This is a genomic window from Prosthecobacter sp. (assembly GCF_046154365.1).
Taxonomy (GTDB): domain Bacteria; phylum Verrucomicrobiota; class Verrucomicrobiia; order Verrucomicrobiales; family Verrucomicrobiaceae; genus Prosthecobacter.
The window spans coordinates 36423-61905 of the sequence record NZ_JBJXFV010000060.1 but is presented as its reverse complement, the minus strand read 5'-3'; the positions used below and the strand labels follow the sequence as shown (position 1 = coordinate 61905).

Annotated in this window: 19 protein-coding genes; 9 read left to right on the top strand and 10 right to left on the bottom strand. The window is 59.8% G+C overall.

The genetic code is table 11. From position 1 onward, the window contains the following. Positions 1–119: 119 nt before the first annotated feature. The 4 genes from ACKVY0_RS06800 to ACKVY0_RS06785 all read right to left on the bottom strand — a co-directional run bounded on the left by ACKVY0_RS06800 (position 120) and on the right by ACKVY0_RS06785 (position 3370). The gene (locus tag ACKVY0_RS06800; RefSeq protein ID WP_409214043.1) at positions 120–1106 is read right to left on the bottom strand and encodes a hypothetical protein; all 987 of its coding nucleotides are present in this window, start codon (positions 1104–1106) and stop codon (positions 120–122) included. A gap of 1 nt (position 1107) precedes the next feature. After that, positions 1108–1644, bottom strand: coding sequence for a hypothetical protein (locus tag ACKVY0_RS06795; RefSeq protein ID WP_409214042.1), 537 nt, complete (start codon positions 1642–1644; stop codon positions 1108–1110). Continuing rightward, positions 1631–2467, bottom strand: a complete 837-nt coding sequence (gene kdsA, locus ACKVY0_RS06790; protein ID WP_409214041.1) for a 3-deoxy-8-phosphooctulonate synthase — start codon at positions 2465–2467, stop codon at positions 1631–1633. The genes ACKVY0_RS06795 and kdsA overlap by 14 nt, the downstream gene beginning before the upstream one ends. Positions 2468–2728: 261 nt before the next feature. Further along, positions 2729–3370, bottom strand: coding sequence for a DUF1080 domain-containing protein (locus ACKVY0_RS06785; protein ID WP_409214040.1), 642 nt, complete (start codon positions 3368–3370; stop codon positions 2729–2731). Positions 3371–3738: 368 nt separating this feature from the next. Between ACKVY0_RS06785 and ACKVY0_RS06780 the strand changes: the two genes are divergently transcribed. From ACKVY0_RS06780 to ACKVY0_RS06770, 3 genes are all read left to right on the top strand, one after another. Next, positions 3739–4854, top strand: a complete 1116-nt coding sequence (locus tag ACKVY0_RS06780) for a sialidase family protein (RefSeq protein ID WP_409214039.1) — start codon at positions 3739–3741, stop codon at positions 4852–4854. A gap of 14 nt (positions 4855–4868) precedes the next feature. Next, positions 4869–5765 carry an alpha/beta hydrolase gene (locus ACKVY0_RS06775; RefSeq protein ID WP_409214038.1) on the top strand — a complete coding sequence of 299 codons (897 nt, stop codon included), beginning with the start codon at positions 4869–4871 and terminating at the stop codon, positions 5763–5765. A 142-nt stretch (positions 5766–5907) separates the two neighbouring features. Further along, complete coding sequence (locus ACKVY0_RS06770) at positions 5908–6471, top strand: hypothetical protein (protein ID WP_409214037.1); 564 nt, start codon at positions 5908–5910, stop codon at positions 6469–6471. Between the two features lie 21 nt (positions 6472–6492). On the opposite strand, the gene ACKVY0_RS06765 is transcribed toward ACKVY0_RS06770, so the two are convergent. After that, positions 6493–7071 (bottom strand): transposase, encoded by a 579-nt coding sequence (locus ACKVY0_RS06765; protein WP_409214036.1) that lies wholly within the window; start codon positions 7069–7071, stop codon positions 6493–6495. Positions 7072–7420: 349 nt separating this feature from the next. Here ACKVY0_RS06765 and ACKVY0_RS06760 point away from each other — a divergent pair, with 349 nt between their 5' ends. The 3 genes from ACKVY0_RS06760 to ACKVY0_RS06750 all read left to right on the top strand — a co-directional run bounded on the left by ACKVY0_RS06760 (position 7421) and on the right by ACKVY0_RS06750 (position 14251). Further along, positions 7421–8227, top strand: a complete 807-nt coding sequence (locus ACKVY0_RS06760) for a hypothetical protein (protein ID WP_409214035.1) — start codon at positions 7421–7423, stop codon at positions 8225–8227. A 78-nt stretch (positions 8228–8305) separates the two neighbouring features. Continuing rightward, positions 8306–10912, top strand: a complete 2607-nt coding sequence (locus ACKVY0_RS06755; RefSeq protein WP_409214034.1) for a DUF4838 domain-containing protein — start codon at positions 8306–8308, stop codon at positions 10910–10912. 243 nt (positions 10913–11155) lie between these two features. Then, entirely contained in the window at positions 11156–14251 is a 3096-nt protein-coding gene (locus ACKVY0_RS06750; protein WP_409214033.1) for a DUF4838 domain-containing protein, read from the top strand. Positions 14252–14289: 38 nt separating this feature from the next. On the opposite strand, the gene ACKVY0_RS06745 is transcribed toward ACKVY0_RS06750, so the two are convergent. From ACKVY0_RS06745 to ACKVY0_RS06735, 3 genes are read right to left on the bottom strand one after another with little or no spacing between them, the layout of a single operon-like run. Further along, entirely contained in the window at positions 14290–15735 is a 1446-nt protein-coding gene (locus ACKVY0_RS06745; protein ID WP_409214032.1) for a DUF1501 domain-containing protein, read from the bottom strand. A 4-nt stretch (positions 15736–15739) separates the two neighbouring features. Then, a complete protein-coding gene (locus ACKVY0_RS06740) occupies positions 15740–18196 on the bottom strand; it encodes a PSD1 and planctomycete cytochrome C domain-containing protein (protein ID WP_409214031.1) in 2457 nt (818 codons plus the stop codon). A gap of 9 nt (positions 18197–18205) precedes the next feature. Further along, complete coding sequence (locus ACKVY0_RS06735) at positions 18206–19102, bottom strand: PQQ-binding-like beta-propeller repeat protein (protein WP_409214030.1); 897 nt, start codon at positions 19100–19102, stop codon at positions 18206–18208. Between the two features lie 179 nt (positions 19103–19281). Between ACKVY0_RS06735 and ACKVY0_RS06730 the strand changes: the two genes are divergently transcribed. The 3 genes from ACKVY0_RS06730 (at position 19282) to ACKVY0_RS06720 (ending at position 24094) form a co-directional block, all read left to right on the top strand. Then, the gene (locus ACKVY0_RS06730; protein WP_409214029.1) at positions 19282–21018 is read left to right on the top strand and encodes an exo-alpha-sialidase; all 1737 of its coding nucleotides are present in this window, start codon (positions 19282–19284) and stop codon (positions 21016–21018) included. Between the two features lie 87 nt (positions 21019–21105). Continuing rightward, positions 21106–23331, top strand: a complete 2226-nt coding sequence (locus tag ACKVY0_RS06725) for an NADP-dependent isocitrate dehydrogenase (protein WP_409214028.1) — start codon at positions 21106–21108, stop codon at positions 23329–23331. Positions 23332–23338: 7 nt separating this feature from the next. Next, positions 23339–24094 (top strand): exodeoxyribonuclease III, encoded by a 756-nt coding sequence (locus ACKVY0_RS06720; protein ID WP_409214027.1) that lies wholly within the window; start codon positions 23339–23341, stop codon positions 24092–24094. Here the strand turns inward: ACKVY0_RS06720 and ACKVY0_RS06715 are convergent. Continuing rightward, positions 24091–24459, bottom strand: a complete 369-nt coding sequence (locus ACKVY0_RS06715; RefSeq protein ID WP_409214026.1) for an MmcQ/YjbR family DNA-binding protein — start codon at positions 24457–24459, stop codon at positions 24091–24093. The two genes, ACKVY0_RS06720 and ACKVY0_RS06715, sit on opposite strands and share 4 nt — an antisense overlap. Before the next feature lie 154 nt (positions 24460–24613). Continuing rightward, the gene (locus ACKVY0_RS06710; protein WP_409214025.1) at positions 24614–25465 is read right to left on the bottom strand and encodes a transglutaminase domain-containing protein; all 852 of its coding nucleotides are present in this window, start codon (positions 25463–25465) and stop codon (positions 24614–24616) included. Positions 25466–25483: the final 18 nt, after the last annotated feature.

The window sequence follows — 25483 nt, the reverse complement described above, 5'->3', positions numbered from 1 at the left end:
TCCGCCACCCTCGACATTGTCCCAAGCGGTGGCGGTGAGTGCGCCAGCGGCGCCCCCCCCGGAAAGCGATAGCTCCTGGCCAGCTGTATCCTTGATCGGTTTCTTGCGTGAAGCCATGGTCACTGCGGTGCGGGTGCGGGAGCCGGGGTGGCAGGAGCCATACCGCTGCGGCTCTTGGGTGTCGCATCTTCTCCTTGGAGAACGATGGTTTGATGCCCACCATTGGTGGTAAGCTTGCCCATTTGATCAATGATCATGACACAGCCGGCTTCGGTCGCCTGGTGCAGCCGGTTGCCTGCCTGCACCTGCGGCCAGTCGAGCAGGGTGGTATTGCCGGTTTTGCCGTCGTAGATCAAGTGTTTGCAATGGCCGACCTGCAACTCGCCCTCCTCGGAAATTTTTTCGACGGTGACCATCGGGCCGCGGGCATCGGCCTTTTCGATGGGGGGTGCGGCGTTGCTCTCTTTTTTGGCCGGGGCAAGGATGTCTGAGTCTTTCGCTGCGGGACCGGTGGTTTTGGGCTTGGTTGCTCCGAGCGCTCCACCGCCCTGCTTCGCCATGTAGATCTCAAGCTCTTCGCACTCGATGTACATCTGCGGGTGGCGTGCCTTTACGTCACCGGTGTAGAGGCCGTAGCCGAGGTTGGCGTCAAAGAAGGCGTTCTTCTGCGCGGTGATGAGGAGCTGGCCTTTGGTAGCCTTTGGAACTTCATCCAGATTCAAGGGCTGGAGCGGTTTCGGCTGCGGTCCGACCGGAGGCGGTGGTGTTTCAACCACGGGAATGGCGGGAGATGCCGTGGCGGGTGAGGGTGTGGTGGTTTTGGGAGTATCCGTGGCGTTTTGCATCAACGCCTGCGCGGCCTGGAGCGCTTTCTGGCGTATCTCGGCACTCTCGGGAGAAATCATCAGCTCCTTGGCCTTATCCTTCACCTCGTCGGGCACATTTTTAGCAATGGACTTCGCCGCATCAAGCGCCTTGGCCTTGGCTTCCTCATCCACCTTCTTTTTGCGGAAATCGAACAGCGGCCGCTGGCCGCTTGGGCCTTGAGCCCATGCGTCAACACTGCTGACGAGCAGGACAATGCAGAGAATGGATGACGCTTTCATGTCACTTCGCGGGTTTGGGTTCGGCGGGGCTCTTTCCCTCGCCGCTGAGGAAGCCGCTGTCAAAGATCACCATGCGGATGTTTCCAGTCATGCGGCCCTGGTTTTTCACGGTGTCAAAGATGAGGCTGTCGCCTTCGACCTCAAAATCGGCACGGCTCACGCGGCTGCGTTCCGAGCTGCGCAAAATACCACCCTCGGCCATCTGATAAAAAGCGGTCTTCAAGTCGATGCGCACATCGTTCTTCGGATCGATGTTGAACATCTGCACGGACAGCTTCTCCGCCCACAGACGCTCGTCATCAATGCGGCGTATCACGGCGGCGGTGATGAGCGAGGTGCGACGGCCCGTGACATCGAAGGAAGGAATGACCGCTCCCTTGCTTTCGGCCCCGAGCGGTACCATGCGCAGGAAGGCGGAGATGCCGGAGTCCGCCAGCACCGTCTGCTGCGCCGTGGCGAACATGACGAGTCCCGCCATCACGCCGAGCACGATGGAAAACGCGAGCCTGCGGCGCTGCAGCAGCTCAAGTGATGTCACGAACCAAGTCATGAATTTTTCGCAAGGTTTCCACCACTGCCGCGATTTGCGAGAGTGGGATTTGATTGGGGCCGTCTGAAAAGGCATTCGCCGGATCGGGATGCGTCTCCATGAACACGCCGTCACATCCCGTCGCCACTGCCGCACGGGCGAGCACGGGCGCCAGCTTGCCATCGCCACCTGTGGTGGTGCCCTGGCCGCCGGGGCGCTGCACGCTGTGCGTGGCATCCATCACGACGCGGTAGCCGAGTTCGCGCATCCAATAGAGCGAGCGCATGTCAGCCACGAGGTTGTTGTAGCCGAAAGTCGTGCCACGCTCGGTGAACATGAAATTTTGACAGCCGACGCTCACGAGCTTGTCAGCGATGTTTCGCACATCCCACGGAGCTAGAAACTGGCCTTTCTTCACATTGACAGTACGTCCCGTCTCACCCGCAGCGACGATCAAATCGGTCTGGCGGCAGAGAAAAGCGGGAATTTGGAGCAGGTCGATGTGTTCCGCCGCCTGCTGCGCTTCCTCGACGGAGTGGATGTCCGTCGTCACCGGTACGCCGAGTTTCGCGCCGATCTTCGCCAGCAGCTTGCAGCCCGCCTCACAGCCAAGACCGCGATACGACGAAATGGCGCTGCGGTTCGCCTTGTCGTAAGAGGCTTTGAAAATCCAGCGCCAGCCATGCTGGGTAGCCAAAGCGCCGAGTTTTTCTGCGACATCCCAGATGAATTCCTCACTCTCGATCACACACGGACCGAGAATCAACACCGGCTCCGTGTCATCCATCGACACCGACCCTATTTTCACCACCGGAAGAGAGAACGTCCCCATAAAAGCTTTAATTTGATCCTGTGAGCGCCGCTCCAGAATCGGTTTGAAGTTCTCCAACCCCGTTGCGCTGCCCGCTGCCGAAAGTGTAGCGGGAGGGCTGGAGATGACAACGGGAGATTCAGGGGAATGCAGCTCCAGCCGTTGTGGCGGACCTGCAAGTTTGGCGAATCACAACAGATGCTGCTCTGAGGGGCCGTGCCAAGGAGAAGATAAACGCCTGCTTTGTCGATCCCTCCAGCGCCACCAATTCGACAAGTCTTCTCACTCCAGCACCTTGATCTTCACATTCCGATACCACACCGGAGCCTGCGCTTTGCCGTGAAGGCCCTGGAGGCCGATGGGACCCTTGCGGGCGAAGTTTTTGAGAGCGACGGGGAATTTGTTCGGGGTGCCATCGGGGTTCTTTTTCACTTCGGGCCAGTTGTCGAGGTTGGCGTTGATGACTTCCTCGCCGTTGAAGACGACGCTGATGAGGCTGCCTTTGCAGGTGATGGTGAAACGGTTCCATTCGCCGACGGGCTTGGCCATGCTCTTGCTGGGCGGCATGGCGTCATAAATCGCGGCGACCATGCCGTATTTGCTGCCGTCGGCGCTGTCGTGGACCTGGATTTCGAGGGCGGAGAGGACGTTCTTGATGTCGCCGGAACGGAGGAAGACGCCGCTGTTGGATTCCGCGATCACCTTGAATTCGAGATCGAGGGTGAAGTCGCCATACGAGTCCTTCGTCCAAAGCGTGTCGTGGGTCTTGGCGACGAGTTCTTTGCCCTGAAACACCCAGCCGGCGGGATCGGCGGTGTTGGAGAGATCGGCGAGGAAGAGGTCTTTCCATTCCGTGGTGTCGGGATGCTCGGCGGCGAAGGACAGGCTGACGGTGGCGAGGAGGGTGAGGGCGATGTGTTTCATGGTGGTGGTGGGCATCCAACCTGAGCTTGGAGGGGAAGATTCCAAGTTCCAGAGTTTAGGAGACACTGATTTAATCACCGGCGAGAGAAAGTCGAGCGATGAGGCGGAGGATGATCGTTTGCAGCGAATGGAACCACAACTGCGCTTTGCCCCGGCGGAGTAAGTTGGGAAATCGAAGATCACCCGTCGCGCCAAGTTCTTGGCGGAAATGAATCGGGTGGTGCCTTGGACACGGCTGGTGGAGTTGATTCGTCCGCACTATCCGACTGGCACTTCCTGTTGCCCGGCCCCCTGCACCACTTCGAGCACGCGCATCCCGCGCAGACCGGTGAGCAGAAAACGATCCGCGCTGCGTTTAGTGCTCTGCCATGCGCCGAATCGCCCTCTCCTTCCTCGCCACCACGTTCATTTTTGCTGAAGAACGGCCCGATCTGCCGCTCGTGGACATCTCGGATCAAAAGGACCGCCATACCGTGATCGCCGCTGGCACAGACCAGGTTTATCAAGGCCACCCAACAACCACTTTGATGCCGGATGGCAAAACCATCTTCTGCGTCTGGTGCATCAACCATGGCGGTGCCGCCGGGCCGATGGCGCGCAGCGACGACGGCGGCGTGACGTGGACGCGCATGGATGAATCGTTGCCGCCCGGCTTCAAGACACATCAAAACTGCCCCAGCATCTACCGCATGACGGATTCGGCGGGCAAAGAGCGCCTGTGGGTCTTTTCGGCGGCGTTAGGCAAGCGTAAAGGCCCCGGCATGCCCAGCATCATGAGTGAGGACGCTGGCAAGACCTGGAAAGAAATGCCGCCGCTCGGTTTCCCCTGCGTCATGACCTTCAGCAGCATTGTGAAACTCCACGATGGCCGTTACCTCGGCCTGTATCACAAAGGCCCCGACGGCGCCGACAAAGCACCGCTGGAAGTGCTGCAAACGATCACCGCTGACGGCGGCTTCACCTGGAGCGAACCGAAGGTCGTCGCTGCCGTTGAAGGCAAGAATCCATGCGAGCCCTTTGTCTTCCGCTCGCCCGATGGCACAGAGCTGTGCTGCCTCATGCGCGAAAACACGCACAAGGAACGCAGCCTCGTCATGTTCAGTCGCGATGAAGGCAAGACGTGGACAACACCCGTGAACACCTCCTGGGGCCTCACCGGCGACCGCCACGCGGGCGTTTTCACCAAAGACGGTCGCATGGTCGTGGCGTTTCGCGATCAGGCGCTCAACAGCCCCACCAAAGGCCACTTCGTCGCCTGGGTCGGCACTTACGATGACCTCAAGCAGGCGAAACCCGGCCAATACCGCATCAAGCTCCTCCACAGCAATGCCGGGGGCGATTGCGGCTATCCCGGCATGGAACTGCTGCCCGACGGCACCATCGTCGCCACGACCTATATGAAGTATGCACCCGGCAAGGAGAGGCACAGCGTCGTCAGTGTCCGCTTCGATTTGAAGGCCACCGATGCGCTGATCAAACCCTGATTGGATCATCACAGATGAAACACCTGCTTTTCCTCCTCTTCACTGCCACTGCGTTCGCCCAGCTCTCACCCAGCGAGATTGAGCTGATGCAGCAACTCGGCCCTGGCACGCCGGAACCCATTTTGCTCTGGCCGGACAAGCCGCCGCAGTTCATGAAAAACGCTGCGCCGGAGGTCATCAAGGACAACCAGACCATCCAGAGCGTCTCGGTGCCCACGATCACGCCCTATCTGCCGCCAGCGGACAAACGCACCGGCATGGCCCTCGTCGTATGCGCGGGCGGCGGCTATGGCGGTCATGCGTGGAAGACGCACGTCGTGTATGCCGCGCAGGTCTTCAATCCGATGGGCGTGGCCGTCATCGGCCTCAAATACCGCACGCGACCGCCGCACATCCTTCCGAACGAAGGCATCCAGGCCCTCACGCTGCTCGATGCGAAACGTGCCATGCGCCTCGTGCGGCATCGCGCGGCCGAATGGGGACTCGATGCGGCGAAAATCGGCGTCGCAGGCTACTCCGCTGGGGCGAACCTCGCGATGAATCTCGCCGCGAACTTCGATCTCGGCGATCCGCAGGCCAAAGATCTCATCGACCGCCTCAGCAGCCGTCCAGCCTTCGCCGTCGGCCTCGGCACCTGGCATTGGCGCAAGCCGGAGAACCCGTTTGTCTTCAAGCCGAACTCACCGCCCGTTTTCCTCGTCCACGCCACCACCGACAAGCCCGTCGAGATCGCCACCAACATCATCGCCGACCTGAAAAAGCTCGGCGTCCCCGCCCGCCTCGATCTCCACGAAGAAGGCGGCCACGGCGTCGGCAACCTCATCCCCACCCGAGTGAAACACCACTTCCCCGGTGCCCAGTGGCCGAAGGTGCTCGTCGAGTGGCTGGGGAGCTTGGGGAAGAAGCCCTGACAGGCAGGATAGAAGCGGTGTTTGAAAGCCGAGAGAGAGCGATCAGGCGAAGCAAAGTAGCCATCTCGCTCCGCGAGATGAGCAGAGCGGCCCGCTCTTGCAGGCTTCACGCGGATGCACGAGCATCGCGGTCATCATGGGAATGTTTGACACCATCCACTTCAAGAAGCCGCTGGCCTGCCCATCCTGCGGAGCGGAGATTACCTCCCTCCAGACGAAGGACTTTGAATGCGTGCTCACGTCTTACCAAATCGGTTCGGTGCTGCGAGGAGGCTGTGTCCATAGCGGCATCATCAAAGAAACGTTGTGGTGCGATGCCTGTAACAAGGCAGGTAGATCACCAGCAAACTCACCCGTGTATCTCGTGGTCTGGCACACCGTGCTCGCCGGTGTGGAGCAGGAACTCGCGCAGGCTGAGGCGCGTTTGTGCGCCGTGGACCGACTCGACCTCATCGCGTGGCTGGATGAGGCCCAGCTTGAGGCTGACCGGTGGTATCGCCGCTACTCCAAGCTCCACAGCGATGTCACCCGCTGGCACGAGCATCTCGCGCATCCGCCGGAGGCTGAACCTGCGGATGACGAGGGCAAACGCCAGCAAGCTTTTCGCCGTCTCTTTACCCTGCCGGATGAAATCCTCAACGCTCCCGACCCGCTCGCCGCGATTCTGGCCGCCAACCAGATCAATGCCGAGGAGCATGGGCACTGAGGCAAAAACATGTTGTCCACGTCACTCGCCGTCTTCAGCGGCGATTTCATCGAAGGGGAAGCTGGCGATGGTCTTCACCCACGCTTGTGTCGCCTCACGCTTGAAGGCTGCGGCACTGCACCACTTCCATTGTGAGGCCAACGGCACCAAACCGTGATGCCTTGGGTTTTGATGCACATAGTTCAGTCGTGCCAGATAGCTCTGCGGGTAGGTGAGATGCGTCTCCCGGTAGTTTTGCCACAGCCGCGTGCGTCCCGGCGTGCCGTCCTCGGTGTTCAATCGCTTGGTCGCCAGACTGTGCAGCTTCTGCACCACCGCCCTCAAAGTCTCCGCGCCTCCAGGCGGACTATGCGCGACGACATGGTAATGATTCGAAAGCACTGCCCACGCTTCCAACTTCCAGCCACGCTCCGCAAAGGTATCGAAAAGCAACTGCTCAAACCAGTCCCGACGTCCGGCTGTGGCGAAGAGATGCGCTTTCTCACGAGCGCGTGCCGTGAGGAAATACACCCCGCTCTCCGAGAGCCGATGAGGCGGTGCATGCGGCCAATGCCGGGTGCCGCGAAGGCACTCCTCATCGGATGGAACATCAGGCATCATGGTGGCTAGGATGGCTGTGAAGTGGCGGAATGGTCAACCCCGGACTTCATGGACAACATGGACTGCGGCAGCCTGCTGCCGCTTTTCCAAGGCAGCCCTGCTGCCGTCAGCGTCTCCCGGTCACCGAAGAAACCTCTCGGCTGCCGCAGACGCGGTAGCGCCTCAGCGAGACATCACCTTGGGCCATTCGACGGCCAGCAGGCTGGCCTCCCGAAAGCGGCAGCAGGCTGCCGCAGTCCATGTGTTGAGGGAAAGCACACCGCGAGAGTTCAAGAAGGCGCAAGAGCGCTGAAATCAGAACTCTCGCGCCTTGTTCATCTCTGGCGGTGCTCCTCATCCCTGCCCGCGGATGGGCCGCAGGGACGGGTTGCGTGGCTGGAACGCCAAGGCAGGAGGACTGGAAGGGGGGTATGTCGATTGGTCTGGCATCAGTATATCCTCTGTCAGACAAAAAGCGGTGGACGAAGTGCATTCACTTAACGTTTACTACAAGGTAAGCGTCGCCCGCCTTCAAATGAAGCCTTCATCAATAATCTTGGTTTTGTGCCACTGTCTTTTGACGGGTTGCGATGCAGAGGTGTCGGAACAAGCACGTCAGCAACAAGCACGTCAGCAATGGCTCAAAGAAGACAGCAAGATCAGAAAGGCATCCGTGGATCGTGACAAGGCAGTCGCAGATTTCCGCTCAGACTTAAAGATGCCGTGGTCTGAGTTGGTGTTGGCGCTTCGATATGACTGTTCATGCACGGGCACCCACTTCAGGGGTTTCTGCATAGCCAGGGACAACGATTCGATAACTGTAGCCCCATGGATTGAGACAGCGGGGATCCAGCGGAAAGGTGATTCCCGCCCTCTGACCAAGACCGAACTCGAAAAACTGATCTCCGAAGCTTCCCTATTTTATCTTGCGGCTTCGCTGTCAGTTTCACCATTGGAAAAAGTTGGGCCACCACCCAAAGACATGTCCAAGTTTGCTGCTTGGAGAGCCGAGTATCTTTCGGCAGGAGGCAGCCCGGAAGGCAGCGACCATCTTTGGGTGGAAGCACGGGTAATCTCCAAGAACGGAGTCAAAACTCATCACAACATGTGGGAGAGAGAAGCTCCGGCCGACTTCTCCAACTGGATTGGTGCATTTGGCATACTTCCGATTCGCTGAACCATCGTGTGAGCCAGCCATAGTTTTTGCCTTCCGAATGAAGGTATTGGTGTGACGACTCACGTTTCATGTCCCCACATGAAACCCCTCCTCGCGCTCTTCCTCTCTCTCTCCGCCGCAGCCGCTGCGGACCTGAACTTACTCGACGCGGGGAAATCGGACTATCAGATCGTTTTGCCGGATGCGCTGCCTTCACCGGCTTTGGACGAAAGCCTCGTGCAGACGGCGCGGTTGCTCCAAACGGCGTTTTTGGCGAACAAGGCCGAGGTCGCGGTCGTGCGGGAAAAGGAGCGGGATGCGGCCAAACCGGCGTTGATGCTCGGGAACACGCAGTTCGCGCAGAAGAACGGTCTCGATGTGACGAAGCTGCGGGATTGGAGCTTTGTGCATCGGGTGATGGGCAAGGATGTGATCATCGCGGGGCATGATCATCCCTCGAAGGCACCGACGGACAACAAGCGCAGGCCGAACTGGGATCGCGTGGGCACGGCGAAGGCGGCGGTGGACTTTGCGCGGCAGTTCATGGGCGTGCGCTTTTTGTATCCCGATCTGCCGGGTTACACGCCGGTGAGCGGCGCGGCGAAGATCGACCTGCTCGCGTCGCCGGCGATCGAGTTTCTGCCGATGCCGACGATGACGGTGCCGGAGTCGTTGAATGTGACCACCACGCCGCTTCTGCGGGTGAATACGGCGCATCCGGCGGGCGCGTCGTTTTACGATCTCGCGCACAATCGCTTCCCGCGTGTGGACGAGCAGTTCGGTGGTCACACGTGGGAACGGGCGGTGCCGGCGGAGTTGTTTGCGGAGCACCCGGAATACTTCGCGCTGATCAGCGGCTCGCGTTTGAAGCCGGAGGGCAACGGGCAGTATTGCCTGTCGAATCCAGACGTGCAGGAGCGCATCTACCGCGATCTCGCGGGCTTCTTCGACAAAGGTTACGACAGCGTCGATCTCGGCCAGCCGGACGGCTTTCGCGAGTGCCAGTGCGAGAAATGCGACGCGCTCCACGGCACCGGCAAAGACTGGTCGGAGAAGATCTGGATCTTCCACCGCGATGTCGCGCGACGTTTGGAGAAGTCGCATCCCGGCAAGCAGGTGACGATGATGAGCTACATCCTCACCGCCGCACCGCCGAAGACGTTCAAAGCATTCCCCGCGAACACCTGCATCATGCTCACCGGCACGAACGAGGAGGACATCGCCCCGTGGCGTGGCATCGACGTGCCGCGCGGCTTCACCGGCTACGTTTACAACTGGTGCCCGAACCTCGGCACGCGCTATACGCCGATGCGCACGCCCGGCTACATCGAGCAGCAGGTGCAACGGCTCGCCGTGAACCGCATCCAGTCGCTCTACCGCGACGGCCCCGGCCAGCTCTTCGGCCTCGAAGGCCCCGTCTATTACACCATGGGCCGCATGTTTGACGATCCCACGAACAACCATGCCAAAGACCTCGTGCCCGAGTTCTGCGAGGCCGCGTTTCAAAACAAGAGCATCGCTTTCTACATGCGTGCCTTTTACGACGAGCTGTATCACGCCATCGCGCTCTACTCCGACCACCTCGGCACGCGCACCGACGTGTGGACCTTCAAACCGCTGCCCACCGATGCTCGCGGACGCAAAACGGTCACCGATCCCTTCCAGCTCATCGCCTTCCTCTACACGCCGCGCATGCTCGCCGCGATGGAGGCCCACCTCGCTCAGTCCGAGAAGCTCGCCACCACGCCAAAGGTCAAAACACGTCTCGCGCTCGTGCGCACCGAGTTCGACTACTTGAAGCACTTCGCGAAGGTCGTGCATCTGCATCAGGCCTATCAAATGCTGCCCGACACCGGCTCGCTGCATCGCCTGCTCGATGCCATCGACGCGCGAAACGCCTTCATCGCCACGCTTTACGTCAAAGGTCATCAAAAAGAGTGGAATCACATTTTGTTCCCCTTTCCCGGCCACGACGCCAAACATCTCCAACTCGCCCACGACGGCTATCAGGAGCCCTACGCCAGCACCTGCTTCAACTGGGACACCAAGGCCATGCGCAACGCTCCGCCCATGGGCCTCAAAAAACTCACCATCGCCAAAACGACCGCCAAACTCACGCTCGACAGCCCCGAGTGGCAAAACGCCACCGCCCGTGCCCTCACGCTCCTCCCGCCGCTGCACACGCTGCCGCGTGCCACGACGATCCGCCTCCTCTACGACGACAAAGCCCTCCACCTCCGCGCCGAGGCCGAACTCGGCGACACCACCCCCTTTACCGCCTTCAACCGCGACCGCGTCCTCACCAACCAAGAAGCCATCGACCTCTATCTCGCCCCCAATCCCGCCCAACCGCTCTTCTACCGCCTCACCCAAGGCGCGAACGCCGCCTCCAAATCCGACGCCCTCAACGGCCGCATCATCGACGTCATGGACCCCCGCCACGGCAAAGACGACCCCACCTGGAACGGCGACTGGACCAGCGAAACCCGCGTCGATGCCCAAACCAAACGCTGGCATGCGCATCTCGAGATTCCCTTCACCACCCTCGGCGTCGAGCCCCCCACCAAAGGCATCACCTGGAAAGCCAACTTCGGCCGCAACCATGCATTGCCGCGTGAAATCATCGACCGCGCGATTTGGTCCTCATCGCTCACCAGCACGAACATCGACGACACGACCGTGATGGGGGAGATCGTGTTTGAGTGATCACGGCTACATGGACTGCGGCAGCCTGCTGCCGCTTTTCAGAGGCAGCCCTGCTGCCGTCAACGTCTCCAGGTGAACGGATCGCTCAATTGCTGGCGCAAACGCGGGAGCGCATCGACGTAGGATCATAAAGAACGCCCGACGGCCAGCAGGCTGGCCTCCTGAAAGCGGCAGCAGGCTGCCGCATTCCATGTTAGGCCGAAGTGTCGTGCGTGAAACTCACTTGGCTCTCGTTTTGAAAGCATGGTTCGCCCCATTCTCTTCTCACTCCTCACCTCTTCCGCCCTCGCTCAGCCCCTCCTCGTCGAAAACGGCCAGCCACGGGCGGAGATCATCATCAGTGACAAACCAACCCGCATGCAGCGAGTCGCGGCGCATGAGTTTCGGCAGCAGATCGAGAAAATCAGCGGCGCAAAGCTGCCCATAGTCACGCAGCCTTCGGGTAAGGCGGTGAAAGTCTTCATCGGAGCCAGTGCACACTCGCCCGTGAAGGGGGAGGGGCTCAAAGATGGTGCGTATCGCATCGCTACGGGTGCGGATTGGATGGCGCTGATCGGCGATGATGCGGACTTCGAGCCGGTGGGGCCGTTTGCACGAAACAATGGCGACATCCCGCGTGCGCAGGCGGAGTGGGAAAAGATCGTCGGGGCGCCGTATGGGCTGCCGAATCCCGGTTTGTATAAGCACCGCACCAAAATCCCACTCGATGGGGAAACGCTCGAACTCTGGGGCCTTGACGAACGCGGCAGCTTCAATGCGGTGACGGCGTTCTTGCACAAGCTCGGCGCACGCTGGTATCTGCCGGGCGAACTCGGCGAGGTGCTACCCACATTAAAGACCATCGAGCTGCCGAAGCTCGACGAGACCGTGAAGCCGGACTTTGCGTTGCGGCAGTTCAACTTCCGCTTTGCTACCTGCGGACCTGACACCTCGCTGTGGGTCATGCGACTCGGCATTCGCCACAACGAGCGACTGCAGATCGCCCACGGCATGGCGAACATGACGAACCGCCAGGCCGTCTTTGATGCGCATCCCGACTGGTTCGCGATCTACGGCGGCAAGCCCGACTTCAAGGCCGGCGATTCGAAATGCCAGCTCTGCTACTCGAATGACGAACTCTTCCGCGAGACCGTGCGCTATGCGAGGGCTCTGCTCGACACCTTCCGGTTGGAAAGCGTTTCCATCATGCCGCCCGATGGCTACACCTCGATCTGCCAGTGCGATAAGTGCAAAGGCAAGGACTCGCCTGAGCGCATCGAGCGCGGCCTGCTCAGTGATTACGTGTGGGACTTCGTCAATCGCGTGGCCAAAGAAGTCGGCAAAACGCATCCGAACGCGAAGGTGCTGAACTGCGCGTATGGCGTCTATACCCTGCCACCGCTAAAGATCGACAAACTGGAGCCGAACGTGCTCGTCGGCATCGTCGGCGGTCGTCGCCCGATGAACAAAGCAGGTAACAAAGCCGAGGGCGAAGCCGCACCGGAGGCCCTGCGTGCCGCCTGGGCGAAAAAGACCGACAACCCGATCATCAATTTCGAAAACTACCCCTTCACAGATCGCGGTTGGTATCTGCCCGCCTATGCCGCGCAGTCGATGGGCGACACGGTGATCGCCACCAAGGGCATGTCTCAGGGCGAAGACATCTGGCTCACCGTGCGCAACGACTTCGACAAAGTCGGCATCGGCTTCAATCACTTCCTCGTCTATTTCACCGCCCGCGCCTACTGGCCCGGCCACGAGCCAGCGGCAGCCCTGCGTGAGTATTGCCGCGTCTTCTACGGCCCTGCCGAGAGCGAGATGCTCACCTTCTTCAACTACTGCGAAGCCAACTGGAAGGTGATGGACGAAGACAAAGTGAAAGCCGATGAAGCGCTCGCTCTTTTCGACAAAGCGAAGGCCAAAACCGAGGCTGCGAGCCTCTTTGGCAAACGCCTCGCCCTCATCGACGACTTCCTCAAAGGCCTGCGCATGAAGTCGCAGCAACTCGGCCAAAAACGCGGCCCCGTGCCCAGCGTGCGTCTCGTCGGCGATGCGAAGGACATCGTTATCGACGGCAAACTCGACGATGAATACTGGCAAAACTGCCCCGCCGCTGCCACGGGCAAGTTCAGCGAACTGCAAACCGGCCGCGTGCCCACCTTTGGCACCACCTTCAAAGCCGGCTGGCAGGGAAACAGCCTCTGCTTTGCCATCCGCTGTGCTGAGCGCCCCGGCGAGAAGCTCAACATCGCCGCCACGCGTGAAGACGATCAAGCGCTCTGGTATGGCGACGCCATCGAGATCGAGCTCGCCACCGAAACGCACTCTTATTATCAGATCGCCATCAGCCCGAACGGTCACATCGTCGATCTCGATCGCGGTGCGCCACGCAGCCAGTGGTTCACCTGGGATTCGAAGGCGGAAGTCGCCACGCACATTGCCGATGATCATTGGACCCTCGAGATTCGCATCCCCGTCACGCAGGATGAAAACGACCCGCTGCATCAAGTCATCGGCCGCCACCCCACGCAGAGCCTGCCCTGGCACATCAACCTCTGCCGCCAGCGCATCCGCGACGACGGCCAGGAAGTCAGCGCTCTCTCACCCACCGGCACCGAAGGCTTTCACGAGCCTATGAAGTTCGCACATTTCTACGACGGTCGCTCGCATCAGTTCGACGCCGATCCGACCGTAACTGATTTTGTGATCGGCTTCCGCGATGCCACGCAGAAACGCAAAGCCGTTGGCTTCCTCGCCCTCGCCGAAGGCAAGCTCAACGACTACCAAAAGGCCGCCGCGCTCGAACAAGCCGCACGGCTCGACCGCAACGCCACCTTCATCGACCAGATCCCCATCGAAGCCGTCCGCAAAGCCGCGCAGATGCAAAACCTCCTCGCCAACAACAAAGCCGTCGAAGTCGTAAAGCAGTTCGCCAACGAAGACATCATGAAGTGGCCCTTCTGGAAACGCGGCGATGGCTTCCAAGCTCGCGGATGGGCCTACTCCATCGCCAAAACCGGCGACAAAGCCGAAACCGACCTCCGCGCCGCTTTGGACTTCACCGGCGACCTTCACCAGCGCGAAACCATCCTGCTCTTCCTCGCCCAAAACCGCGAGAACAACCTCAAAGACGACGCCAAAGCCCTCGACGCCTACCAAACCATCCTCGAAGGCAAAACCCGTCTCGGCGGCGCGGACGAATATTCCGCCCTGCAAGGCATCGCCCGCATCCAAACCCGCCGCAGCCAGTTTGACGACGCGTTGAAGACACTCAACCGCGCTGAGCCGGATAAGCTCCAAGGCGTGTGGAAGACGAACATCCTCAAATCCATCGAGGAAGTCCAAAAAGCGCGGAAGTAGCCGTTGCGTAGGCCTTGGAGATTGTTCTCCTTAACAGCTCAAACCAGCGCCTTGATCGGCTTGGCACCTTCTACGCCGACGAGTTTTTGATCGAGGCCACCGTAGAAGTAGGTGAGCTTGTCGGGATCGAGGCCCATGAGGTGCAGGGCGGTGGCGTGGAGGTGTTTGACGTGAAATTGGTCCTCCACGGCAGCGGAGCCGAGTTCGTCGGTTTGTCCGACACTCACGCCGCCCTTCACGCCGCCACCGGCCATCCACATGGTGAAGCCGTAGGCGTTGTGATCGCGACCGGTGCCTTTGGCATATTCAGCCGTTGGTTGGCGGCCGAACTCGCCACCCCAGATGATGAGCGTGCTGTCGAGAAGTCCGCGCTGCTTGAGATCCTTCAACAAACCCGCGATGGGCTTGTCGGTGCGACCGCAGTGGTAGTTGTGATTCTTTTCGATGTCGGTGTGCGCGTCCCAATTGCTGTCGTTGTGCGCGCCCCCGGAGTAGAGCTGGATGAAACGCACACCGCGCTCGACCATGCGCCGTGCGAGCAAGCATCGGCGTCCGAACTCCTCGGTCTTCACGTTGTTGATGCCGTAGAGCTCTTTGGTGGCTTCACTTTCCTTGCTCAAATCGACGGCCTCGGGCGCGTGCATTTGCATCTTGGCGGCGAGTTCATAACTGGCGATTCGTGCACCGAGGCTGGTGTTATCAGCGCGAGTCGATGCGTGCTCGGTATTGAAATCTCGAAGCGTATCGAGGATACGGCGCTGCATCGGCGCGGTCATGCCAGCGGGTGGTTGTAGATCGAGGATGGGATCGCCTGCGCTGCGCAACACGGTGCCTTCATAGCTCGCAGGCATGTAGCCGCTAGACCAGTTTTTGGCTCCACTGATCGGGCCGCCGGTGGGATCGAGCATCACCGCGAATCCTGGCAAATCCTCACTCACGCTGCCGAGGCCGTAGTTCACCCAGGAGCCGAGACAGGGGCTGCCGGAGAGGATTTTTCCCGTGTTCATCTGCAACATCGCCGAGCCGTGAATGGGCGAGTCAGCGGTCATCGAGTGGATGAATCCGATATCATCCACACAAGTGGCGAGATGCGGGAAGAGTTCGCTCACTTGCTTGCCACATTGGCCGTGTTGCTTGAACTGCCACTTGGGTCCGACCACACGACTCTTGCTGCGTTTGCCTCCGCGACCAAAGGTCTTCACATCGATGGTCTTGCCATCGAGCGGATAGAGCTTGGGCTTGTAATCAAAGGTGTCCACATGGCTGGGGCCGCCATACATGAAGAGAAAGATGACGCTCTTGGCCTTGGCAGGCAGTGGTGGTTTCTTGGCGGCGAGCGGGTTTGCGAAATCGCTCGCGGCATGAGCTTGCGAGGCAAAGAAGTGATCCGCGGACAACATTCCGGTCATCGCGAGGCCGGTGAATCCAGCGCCAGTTTCCCAAAGGAACTCGCGGCGTGTGCGGTGGCAGAAGTTCGGTGTCATGGGATCAGTCGAGGTAGAGAAACTCGTTCAAATTGAGTGCGAGCAAGCAGAAAGAGGTCAGCGCGACTTCGGGTGATGAGTGTTCTTGTTCGCGCAACGTGGTGATGAGCTTGAGGCCGCGTTGGACATCGCTCTCGGAGGCTGGACGTGAGGTGACAAGCTCAAGTGCGAGTCGCACTTGGGCAGCGACGGCATCACCGGCTTCCTTTTGCACGCGGAGGGCTAGAGCGTTGGCTTGCTGATTGATGAACGCACTGTTGAGCATGCCAAGCGCTTGCGTGGGCTGTGTGGAGGTGAAGCGCACGGGCGTGGAGTGATCCGTCTCGGCAACGTCGAAGGACGCGAGGATCGGCGTGATGAGTGAGCGCTTCACATGGATGTAGATGCTGCGGCGTGATTGCTCCTGCGGCGTTGATTTGCCCCAGCCACTGCCGGGTCGCGACTGACCCGCGAGCACTTCCTTCGGAATGTCCACGTAGATGCCTGGGCCGAACATTTGGTCGTTGAGCGCACCTGACACAGCGAGGATGGAATCGCGAATCTCCTCCGCGGTGAGGCGCCGCATGTCGAAGTGCGAGAGGTGATCATTGCGCGGGTCTTTGCTCAGAGCATCGGCACTCGGGCGTGATGACATGCGATACGTGTTGGAGGTCAAAATGAGCCGATGCATGGCCTTGATGCTCCAACCGCTGGCGATGAACTCGGAGGCGAGCCAATCGAGCAACTCTGGGTGCGTGGGCGCATCGCCTTGCGTGCCGAAGTTGCTGCTGGAGCGCACGAGGCCGCGTCCAAAGTGATGCTGCCAGATGCGATTCACCATCACTCGTGCGGTGAGTTGGTTTTGCGATGATGCAATCCAGTTGGCCAATGCGGTGCGGCGTCCGGTGGATTTGCCGGACTGGGGCGGCGTGACGTTCGGCGCTGGCGGTGCGAGCACTTGGAGAAAGGCGGGCGTGACTTGTGCGCCGGGGCTGGAGGTGTTGCCGCGCTCGAGGATGAATGTCTCGGGGGCTTTCGCGCCAGCTTCCGTCACGGCTAGCGCGGCGCCGGCGGACGTAACGGCTTTCTCGATGTCTCGCAGCTCAGCTCTGAGCTTCATGTAGCGACCATACACCTTGGGACCGAGCAACTCCGCGCCCTCTTTGCGAATGATGCCTGGGATCTGCTTCGGCGGTGTCTTTTCGCGCTTCGTGAGTAGTCGAAAGTGCTCTTCGATCTCGCCCGCTTCGATCTCGAGTTCCTTCTGCTTGGTCTCGCGTTTGGTCTGCGCATCGTCCACAACACCAGCCGCTTTCGGCAGCGGGACTTCATCCGTGGGGCCGCCATTGCGGTAATGGTTCACGTTGTGGAAAAACGAGAGCAGCGAGTAGTAATCGCGCTGGGCAATGGGATCGATTTTATGATCGTGGCAGCGCGCACAATCGACGGTGAGCCCTAGAAACACCTGTCCGGTCGTGGCGACGATGTCATCAAGCATGTCATACCGCGCGAGTTCCTTGTCTGCCGGATCTGCATCCCAGATGCCGAGCCGGTAGTAGCCTGTGGCGATGATGCTGTCGGCTGTGACCTCGGCAAACTCATCACCTGCAAGCTGCTCGCGGATGAACTGGTCGTATGGCTTGTCGTCATTGAAGGCGCGGATGACATAGTCGCGATAGCGCCAGGCATTCGGTTTCGCGTGATCCGTTTCGTAACTGTTTGTCTCCGCAAAGCGCACGAGATCCAGCCAATGCCGCCCCCACTGCTCGCCATAGCGTGGAGACTTCAGAAGCTGCTCATTGAGGTTTTCCCAAGCCTTCGGTGAAGTATCGGCAACGAATGCCTCCGTTGCTTGCGGCGTCGGTGGCAGGCCGGTGAGATCGTAATGCGCGCGGCGAACGAGCGCACGTCTGTCAGCCGCTGGATTGGGATTGAGGCCTTTCGCTTCGAGGTTCGCGATGATGAAAGCATCGATGGGATTCGCGACCTGTGCGCTTGCTTTGACAGCAGGAGGAATCGGCTTCTTCAACGGCTGGAAGGCCCAGTGGGCACGATCTTTATCCGTGATCTTAAACTCGCGCCGCACTGCCACCGGGGCCGCATCGCCAGCAGGCCAAGGGGCGCCCATTTTCACCCAAGTCGCCAAATCAGCTATTTCAGCGTCGCTGAGCTTCTTCTTTGGCGGCATCTCAAGGTCTTTGTCCGACCAGCGCACCGCTTGAATGAGCAGGCTCTCGTTTACATCGCCCGGAATGATGGAGGGTCCCGTATCGCCACCTTTCAGGATGCTCGCACGACTATCCAGCAAGAGCCCGCCTTTGACCTTGTCCGCGCTCACGCTGTGGCAGTCGTAACACCGCTCCGCCAGCACAGGACGGATGCGTTTTTCAAAGAACTCGACATCTGCCGCGGAAGGCTCTGTGGCATCAAGATATGAGCCTGTGAGCGTGACGCAGACGAATAGGCCAAATCGAGCAAGCATGGCTTGTGGCTACTTCTTGTCACCGAGGACTTCGACCACCGTGGTCGAGTTGCCGAACTTGGTGAAGTCCTTCCATGTCCACACGACCTTCTTTTCTGGTGTGACTTCGATGATCTGTGGATTCTCTGGCCCGGCGTGGCAGTTGCCGATGATCGTGTTTCCATTTGGCAGCCGCGCGACTCTGGTGACCCATGCGAGTGTGATTCCAGGCAGGTCATTCTGTTCGATCTTCCAGATGATCTCTTTCGCGGGTGTTACTTCGAGAATGCTGTGACCATTGCCCGCACCAATGAGGGTGTTGCCATTGCCGAGTCGTGTGGCGCTGAACACGGAGTTGCCAAAGGCCTCGGGTCCGTGCCCGCCTTTCTTCTCCTTGCCAAACATTGGCACCTCATACTCCCACACGACCTTTCCAGTCGGTTCATACTCGCGGACGAAGCCGTCTTTCTCATGCGCGACGAGGTAGTTGCCACTCGCAAGCTTGCGCACCAGCCGCGTATCACTGTGAGCACTGGGTTGGCCCACCTTGAGTTTCATCTCGTGCTTCACCACGCCGTCCTTATCCACTTCAATGATTCGCGACGGCCCCGATTCGGCGATCATCGTGAGCCCGCTATCGAGTCGCTGAAACGCATGAACCTCTACCTTTTTCCCAGCATTGGCCTTCCCTGCATCATACTCCCACACCACCTCATTCTTTGGCGTGATCTCCTGCACCTTGGTCCAGCCTTGCTGGAGCAAAATATTGCCATTTGCCAACAGATGCGCGTCATGAATCGCCCCAACCTTCACCTCCCACTCCGCCTTCCCATCCGCGCCCACGATGGCGAGCACCTTGGTGTCGGAGTCAGCAACAAAGACGCGCCGAGCGGTCCCAGTTTGCTCTGAGAGGGCAGTGGAGGCCATGGAAACAGCGAGGATTAACGATGCCGGAAGAGAAAGTCGAATCATGGGATGTGGATGGGTGGTCTCAACAAACGCTGGCATATTGGCTTTCTTCGCAAGCCTCAAGGTTTGTTCGTCTGTGCTGTACATCCCGGAAATAATCAGACAGTTCCGTGGAGCTACAGGCGTCTGAATCTGGCATGAAACTTTTTCCACTACTCTTCTGTGCCGCATCGATCTACGCCGCTGATGCGCCAGTGCTGCAGCCCAAAGCTTCAGTGTTACCCTTTAGTCATCAGGGTCCGTTTGTCACCACCGCGGACGGCGGTGCACTGTGCATCGATTTGAAGACTGCACTCCGCAGCAACGACGAAGGCCGCACCTGGACCAGCACGCCGCTGTTTGCCGATCCGGTGATGTTCGCTGTGAGCAATGAACGTGCGCTGCTGCGCACGCGTGAAGGCGTCATCATCTCCGCATGGATGAATGGCGCTGAACGCAAGCAGCCGAAGGGCTGGCACTGGGGCGAGAAAGACGTGAGCTGGAAAGAATTCGTGCTGCCAACTTACACCTGTCGCAGCAACGACGATGGCAAGACCTGGGAAACGCCGGTGAAGCTGAGCGAGCCATGGTGCGGCTGCATTCATTCGCTCATTCAGATGAAATCTGGCCGCATCGTGCTCGTGGGGCAGGAAATCATCCCGCAGTGGCGGCATGCGACGGTGATGTGGGTTTCAGATGATCTCGGCAAAACGTGGCAACGTGGCGACATGCTCGATTACGGCGTCGGCACGCATGACCACGCGGGATCGCTCGAAGGCAGTGTCATCGAGCGCAAGGACGGCTCGCTTTACCTGCTGCTGCGCACGGAATCGGGTTTCTTGTGGGAAGCCACATCGCGTGATGGCTTGAAGTGGGAGGGTTTGAAGCAAACGACGATCCCCGCCGTGACCTGCTGCCCGCAGATGGCCCGTTTGGCCGATGGCCGCATCGCGCTGCTGTGGAATGCGCCGCCACGGCATGACCCAACAAGCGGATCGAGCCGCGTGGAGTTGTCGCTAGCGTTTTCAGATGATGAAACGGCCGCTTGGTCGAAACCCATCATTGTCGCGGCCAATTATGTGCCTGGAGGCCGTGTGTCCTATCCTTACCTCTACGAGCGCAAGCCTGGCGAACTCTGGATCACCACGATGCAAGGCGGCCTGCGCATGAAAATCAACACGGCCGACCTCGCTGCGGGTGAGATTCCTGTCTTCGTGCCACCACCCAAGGCAACGCCGAAACCCGGCGGCATCATCATGTTTGGCGATTCCACGACTGCACCGCGCGGAGCGGTCAAAGTCTATGCCACGCGGGTCGAGACCGCGTTGCAGAGCATTGGTTCCTCGCTCGGCGTCCACAATGCAGGCATCGGCGGTAACACCACACGGGACGCGCGCAGGCGAATGCAAACCGACGTGCTGCAATACAAGCCACGTCTTGTGGTCATGCAGTTCGGCATCAATGACAGCGCCGTGGATGTGTGGAAAAACCCGCCCGTCACCACGCCACGCGTACCCCCTGGCGAATATCTCCTCAACCTGCGCATCATGATCACCGCAGCGCAAAATGCGCAGGCCAAAGTCATCCTCATGACCACCAATCCGTTGCGCTGGACCTCCAAGCTCCGCGAACTCTACGGCAAGCCACCCTACAACGCCGATACCGAGGACGGCTTCGAGGTGCTAAATCTCGTCCACTACAACGAGGCCCTCCGCAAACTCGCCACGGAGCTGAACGTGCCACTCGTCGATGTCCATGCCGCTTATCCTGGCTTCGCGTCCAAAAACAAAACGACCATTGAGGAAATGGTGCCCGACGGCATGCATCCTGGCGATCTCGGGCATCAACTGGTCGCAGAGCTGCTCGTGCCGGTGATTCGCGATGCCGTGCGGTGAGAGAACGGGCATGGAAACTGCGGCAGCTGACGATTGCGTAAATAGGCCGTCGCGTTTAGCTCTCCCGCTCTAAAAAACTCCGAAATCATGTCCGCCAAGCCCACCATCTACTACACGCTCACCGACGAAGCGCCGCTCCTCGCCACCTTTTCATTCTTGCCCATCGTTCAGGCCTTCACGAAGTCGTCTGGCATTGCTGTAGAGACGCGCGACATCTCGCTGGCGGGCCGTATCATCGCCCAGTTCCCGGATTTTCTGACACCTGAGCAGCGCATCAATGATGACCTCGCCTACCTCGGCAAACTCTGCCTGGAGCCGACCACGAACATCATCAAACTGCCAAACGTGTCCGCCTCCCAGCCACAGCTCAAGGCGGCCATCGCCGAGCTTCAGGCCAAAGGCTACGCGCTGCCAAATCTCCCCGAAAATCCACAGACCGATGCCGAGAAGGACATCAAGGCTCGCTACGCCAAGGTCATGGGCAGCGCCGTGAATCCCGTGCTGCGTGAAGGCAACAGCGACCGTCGTGCGCCAAAGGCCGTCAAAGATTACGCGAAGAAGCATCCGCACTCGATGGGCAAGTGGTCCGCCGATTCGAAGACCACCGTCGGCACGATGGGCAAGGACGACTTCTTCTCGAATGAGAAGTCTGTCTGCGTGCAAGCAGCCACGGAAGTGAAGATCGAGTTCACCGGCAAGGACGGCAGCACGAAGACGCTCCTGCAAAAGCTCGCGCTCAAAGCTGGCGAGATCATGGACGTCACGAAGCTGAGCAAAAAGTCGCTCGTCGCGTTCTTTGAGCAGCAGATCGCCAAGGCGAAGGCCGATGGCGTGCTCTTCTCGCTGCACATGAAGGCCACTATGATGAAGGTGAGCGATCCTATCATCTTCGGCCATGCGGTGCGCGTGTTCTTCAAAGACCTTCTCGCCAAACACGGTACCACGCTTGCGGAGATCGGTGTCGATTTGAACAATGGCTTCGGCGACCTCGTCGCGAAGCTCGGCAAGCTGCCTTCTGACAAGAAGGCCGCGATTGAGGCCGACATTCAGGCCGCGTATGCGAACGGCCCTGCTCTCGCGATGGTGAACAGCGACAAAGGCATCACCAATCTGCATGTGCCGAGCGATGTGATCGTCGATGCGTCCATGCCCGCGATGATTCGCGGCGGCGGCAAGATGTGGAATGCCGCAGGCAAGGAGCAGGACACGCTCGCCGTCATCCCCGACAGCAGCTACGCCGGCATTTATCAGGCCACGATCGACTTCTGTAAAAAGAACGGCGCTCTCGACCCGAAGACCATGGGCAGCGTTCCCAATGTCGGCCTCATGGCGCAGGCCGCCGAGGAATACGGCAGCCACAACAAGACCTTCGAAGCCCCCGCCGATGGCGTCATCCGTGTCACCGATAGCACAGGCACCGTGCTCTTTGAACACGCCGTCGATCAGGGCGACATCTGGCGCGCCTGCCAGACCAAGGATGCACCCGTGCAGGATTGGGTGAAGCTCGCTGTCAAACGCGCGCGCGCCAGCGGCGTGCCCGCCATCTTCTGGCTCGACAAGGCCCGCGCTCACGACGCGCAGATCATCGCCAAAGTGGAGAAGTATCTCCAAGACCACGACACCACCGGTCTCGACATCCGCATCCTCACGCCTGCTGAAGCCTGCACGTTCTCGTTTGAGCGGATCGTCCAAGGTCTCGACACCATCTCCGTCACTGGCAACGTCCTGCGCGATTACAACACCGACCTCTTCCCGATTCTCGAAGTCGGCACGAGCGCCAAGATGCTCTCCATCGTCCCGCTCATGAACGGCGGCGGCCTGTTTGAAACTGGAGCCGGTGGTTCCGCACCGAAACATGTGCAGCAGTTCTTGGAGGAGAACTATCTCCGCTGGGACAGCCTCGGCGAGTTCTTCGCGCTCGCCCCGAGCTTCGAGCACATCGCCGACACCTTCGGCGTCGCCAAAGCCAAAGTGCTTGCTGACACGCTTGACGCCGCGACCGGCAAGTTCCTCGAAAACGACCGCAGCCCCGGTCGCAAGCTCGGCACCATCGACAATCGCGGCAGCCATTTTTATCTCGCGCTGTATTGGGCGCAGGCATTGGCCTCACAGACCGCCGATCTTGAACTGCAAGCCCAGTTCAAGCCCATCGCCGAAGGACTCACTGCCAACGAAGCCAAGATCGTCGCCGAACTCATCGCCGTCCAAGGCAAGCCCGTCGAAGTCGGCGGCTACTACAAGCCCGACACCGCCAAAGCCAATGCCGCGCTGTGTCCGAGCGCGACGTTCAATGCGATCTTGGCGAAGGTGTGATGCGCCCATGAAACTCACCTCCTGGAACGTCAACGGCATTCGTGCCTCCTTGAACAAAGGCCTGCGTGAATATCTGCTCACGGGCGATGCCGATGTCATCTGCCTCCAAGAAACGAAGGCGCAGCAGGAGCAGGTCGATCTCGGCTGGTTCAGCGGCTACAGCGCTGTCTGGAACAGCGCGGAGAAGAAAGGCTACTCCGGCACGGTCATTCTCAGCCGTGTGCCGTTTAAAACGACGACACTCGGCCTCGGCATCAACGATCATGACCGTGAAGGTCGCCTGATCACCGCCGAGTTCCCGGATTTCTACCTCGTGAATGTGTACACGCCGAACTCCCAGGCCGAACTCGCCCGTCTCCCCTACCGGCTCACTTGGGACGATGCCTACCGCGCGTATTTGAAGAAACTCGAAACGATCAAACCAGTCATCGCCTGTGGCGACCTCAATTGCGCCCATCAGGAGATCGATCTCGCCAATCCGAAATCGAACCGCATGAATCCCGGCTTCAGCGATGCTGAACGCGCCAGCTTCACCAAGCATCTCGATGCCGGCTTCCTCGACGTCTTCCGCCAGTTTGATCCCAGCCCCGGCCGCTACACCTGGTGGACGCAACGCACACCCGATGCGCGTGCGAAGAATATTGGCTGGCGGTTGGATTACTGGCTCGCCTCGGAAAAACTGAAGCCTGCGCTCAAGTCATGCACGATTCGTGATGACGTACATGGCAGCGATCATTGTCCGGTGGAGTTGGTGGTGGGCTAACGCTTCGCCGGTTTACGTTTCAAGTTCTCACGCACTTTCTTTGGCAGCGCATCGGCCACGAGTTGATACGAATGCTCGACCAACTCGCGTACGAGCTTCGGTGGCAGGCTGCCATCGAGCACGACGGTGTTCCAATGACGCTTGTTCATGTGCCAGCCGGGTTTGATGGCCTTGTGTTCGTCCCGCAGCTCGATGGCGCGTTCAGGATCGCACTTGAGGTTGATGCGCGGCGGAAAATCCTCCGGCACGGTGACGGCGAACATCTTGCTGCCGACTTTGTACACCAGCGCCTCAGGTCCAAACGGCGTCGTTTCTTCGGCTCCGGGCAGACTGAGGCAATGGGCGGTGACATCGGGCAGATCCATGATGCGATGACCTAACATCCGTCCTGCCCGCCGATCAACAGGGGTTGGTGCGTGACGGGTTCGAGCAGGCGTTTCCAGAGCTGAAGCTCAGATTTCCAATGTCGCGACCTCTGTTACTTTTGTCATAGCGGTTCGTTGCACAGTTAGAACTGTTTTACCCATCCGTGCGGCGCACTTCCAGTTCGACCTGCAAGTCGGAGGTGGCACCGGGCGGGCCGTCGAAATGGCCCATCACGGGGGCGGCGTCGTGGTAATCGCGACCGGTGGCGATTTTGATGTGGCGTTCGTCGGCGAGGGTGTCGTTGGTGGGGTCGAGGCCGAACCAGCCTTTGCCGGGGAGATGAATTTCGCACCACGCGTGCGAGGCCTGGGCCCCGCGCAGGTGGGAATCGGGGCCGTTGTAAAGATAACCGCTCACATAACGCGTTGGGATGCCGAGCGAGCGACAGATGCCGATCATGACGTGGGCGAAGTCCTGGCAGACGCCGCGTTTGGTGGCCATGACCTCGTTCATGTGCGTGGAGGAGTTGGTGGTGTTTGGCGCGTAGCTCCACTCGCGGAAAATGTGGTGCATCACGGCTGCGGCGACCTCGAAGACATCATCGCTCTCATCACGGATGTCGATGCCGAGCCGCCAGACCTCGGGGCTGAGGTCCACATATCTGCTGCTGCCGAGAAAGGGCTGCACCATGTCGTCCAGGTCTGCCTTGAGCGCGGCGAACGTGACGCCGAGCGGTTTGCCGTCCTCATAAGGACTGGTGGTGTTGATGGTCGATTGCGCCTCGATGGTCAGGCTGGAATGCGGCTCGGGCAGGTCGAAGAAGTGGACGTAGTTGAACCAGTTGTCGCGAAAGTGCTGCAAGCGCACCGGCGGATGGGTTTTCAGCAGGAAAAACTCGAGGCGTGACTTGTCATCCGTGGCGGGGCGCAGGCGCACCTCGTTGTAACTGTCACGCACAGGCGCGCGGTAAACGTAGCGCGTGCGGTGGAAGACTCGGAAACGCATGGCAGGCGGCGGCGGTCG

Excerpts from the sequence above, each read along its gene's own strand:
- ACKVY0_RS06760 (WP_409214035.1), top strand. The coding sequence starts at position 7,421 with ATGGGCCGCAGGGACGGGTTGCGTGGCTGGAACGCCAAGGCAGGAGGA.
- ACKVY0_RS06740 (WP_409214031.1), bottom strand. The coding sequence starts at position 18,196 with ATGCTTGCTCGATTTGGCCTATTCGTCTGCGTCACGCTCACAGGCTCA.
- ACKVY0_RS06725 (WP_409214028.1), top strand. The coding sequence starts at position 21,106 with ATGTCCGCCAAGCCCACCATCTACTACACGCTCACCGACGAAGCGCCG.
- ACKVY0_RS06720 (WP_409214027.1), top strand. The coding sequence starts at position 23,339 with ATGAAACTCACCTCCTGGAACGTCAACGGCATTCGTGCCTCCTTGAAC.
- ACKVY0_RS06770 (WP_409214037.1), top strand. The coding sequence starts at position 5,908 with ATGTTTGACACCATCCACTTCAAGAAGCCGCTGGCCTGCCCATCCTGC.
- ACKVY0_RS06785 (WP_409214040.1), bottom strand. The coding sequence starts at position 3,370 with ATGAAACACATCGCCCTCACCCTCCTCGCCACCGTCAGCCTGTCCTTC.
- ACKVY0_RS06730 (WP_409214029.1), top strand. The coding sequence starts at position 19,282 with ATGAAACTTTTTCCACTACTCTTCTGTGCCGCATCGATCTACGCCGCT.
- ACKVY0_RS06715 (WP_409214026.1), bottom strand. The coding sequence starts at position 24,459 with ATGGATCTGCCCGATGTCACCGCCCATTGCCTCAGTCTGCCCGGAGCC.
- ACKVY0_RS06745 (WP_409214032.1), bottom strand. The coding sequence starts at position 15,735 with ATGACACCGAACTTCTGCCACCGCACACGCCGCGAGTTCCTTTGGGAA.
- kdsA (WP_409214041.1), bottom strand. The coding sequence starts at position 2,467 with ATGGGGACGTTCTCTCTTCCGGTGGTGAAAATAGGGTCGGTGTCGATG.
- ACKVY0_RS06780 (WP_409214039.1), top strand. The coding sequence starts at position 3,739 with ATGCGCCGAATCGCCCTCTCCTTCCTCGCCACCACGTTCATTTTTGCT.
- ACKVY0_RS06775 (WP_409214038.1), top strand. The coding sequence starts at position 4,869 with ATGAAACACCTGCTTTTCCTCCTCTTCACTGCCACTGCGTTCGCCCAG.
- ACKVY0_RS06800 (WP_409214043.1), bottom strand. The coding sequence starts at position 1,106 with ATGAAAGCGTCATCCATTCTCTGCATTGTCCTGCTCGTCAGCAGTGTT.
- ACKVY0_RS06765 (WP_409214036.1), bottom strand. The coding sequence starts at position 7,071 with ATGATGCCTGATGTTCCATCCGATGAGGAGTGCCTTCGCGGCACCCGG.
- ACKVY0_RS06710 (WP_409214025.1), bottom strand. The coding sequence starts at position 25,465 with ATGCGTTTCCGAGTCTTCCACCGCACGCGCTACGTTTACCGCGCGCCT.
- ACKVY0_RS06735 (WP_409214030.1), bottom strand. The coding sequence starts at position 19,102 with ATGGCCTCCACTGCCCTCTCAGAGCAAACTGGGACCGCTCGGCGCGTC.
- ACKVY0_RS06755 (WP_409214034.1), top strand. The coding sequence starts at position 8,306 with ATGAAACCCCTCCTCGCGCTCTTCCTCTCTCTCTCCGCCGCAGCCGCT.
- ACKVY0_RS06750 (WP_409214033.1), top strand. The coding sequence starts at position 11,156 with ATGGTTCGCCCCATTCTCTTCTCACTCCTCACCTCTTCCGCCCTCGCT.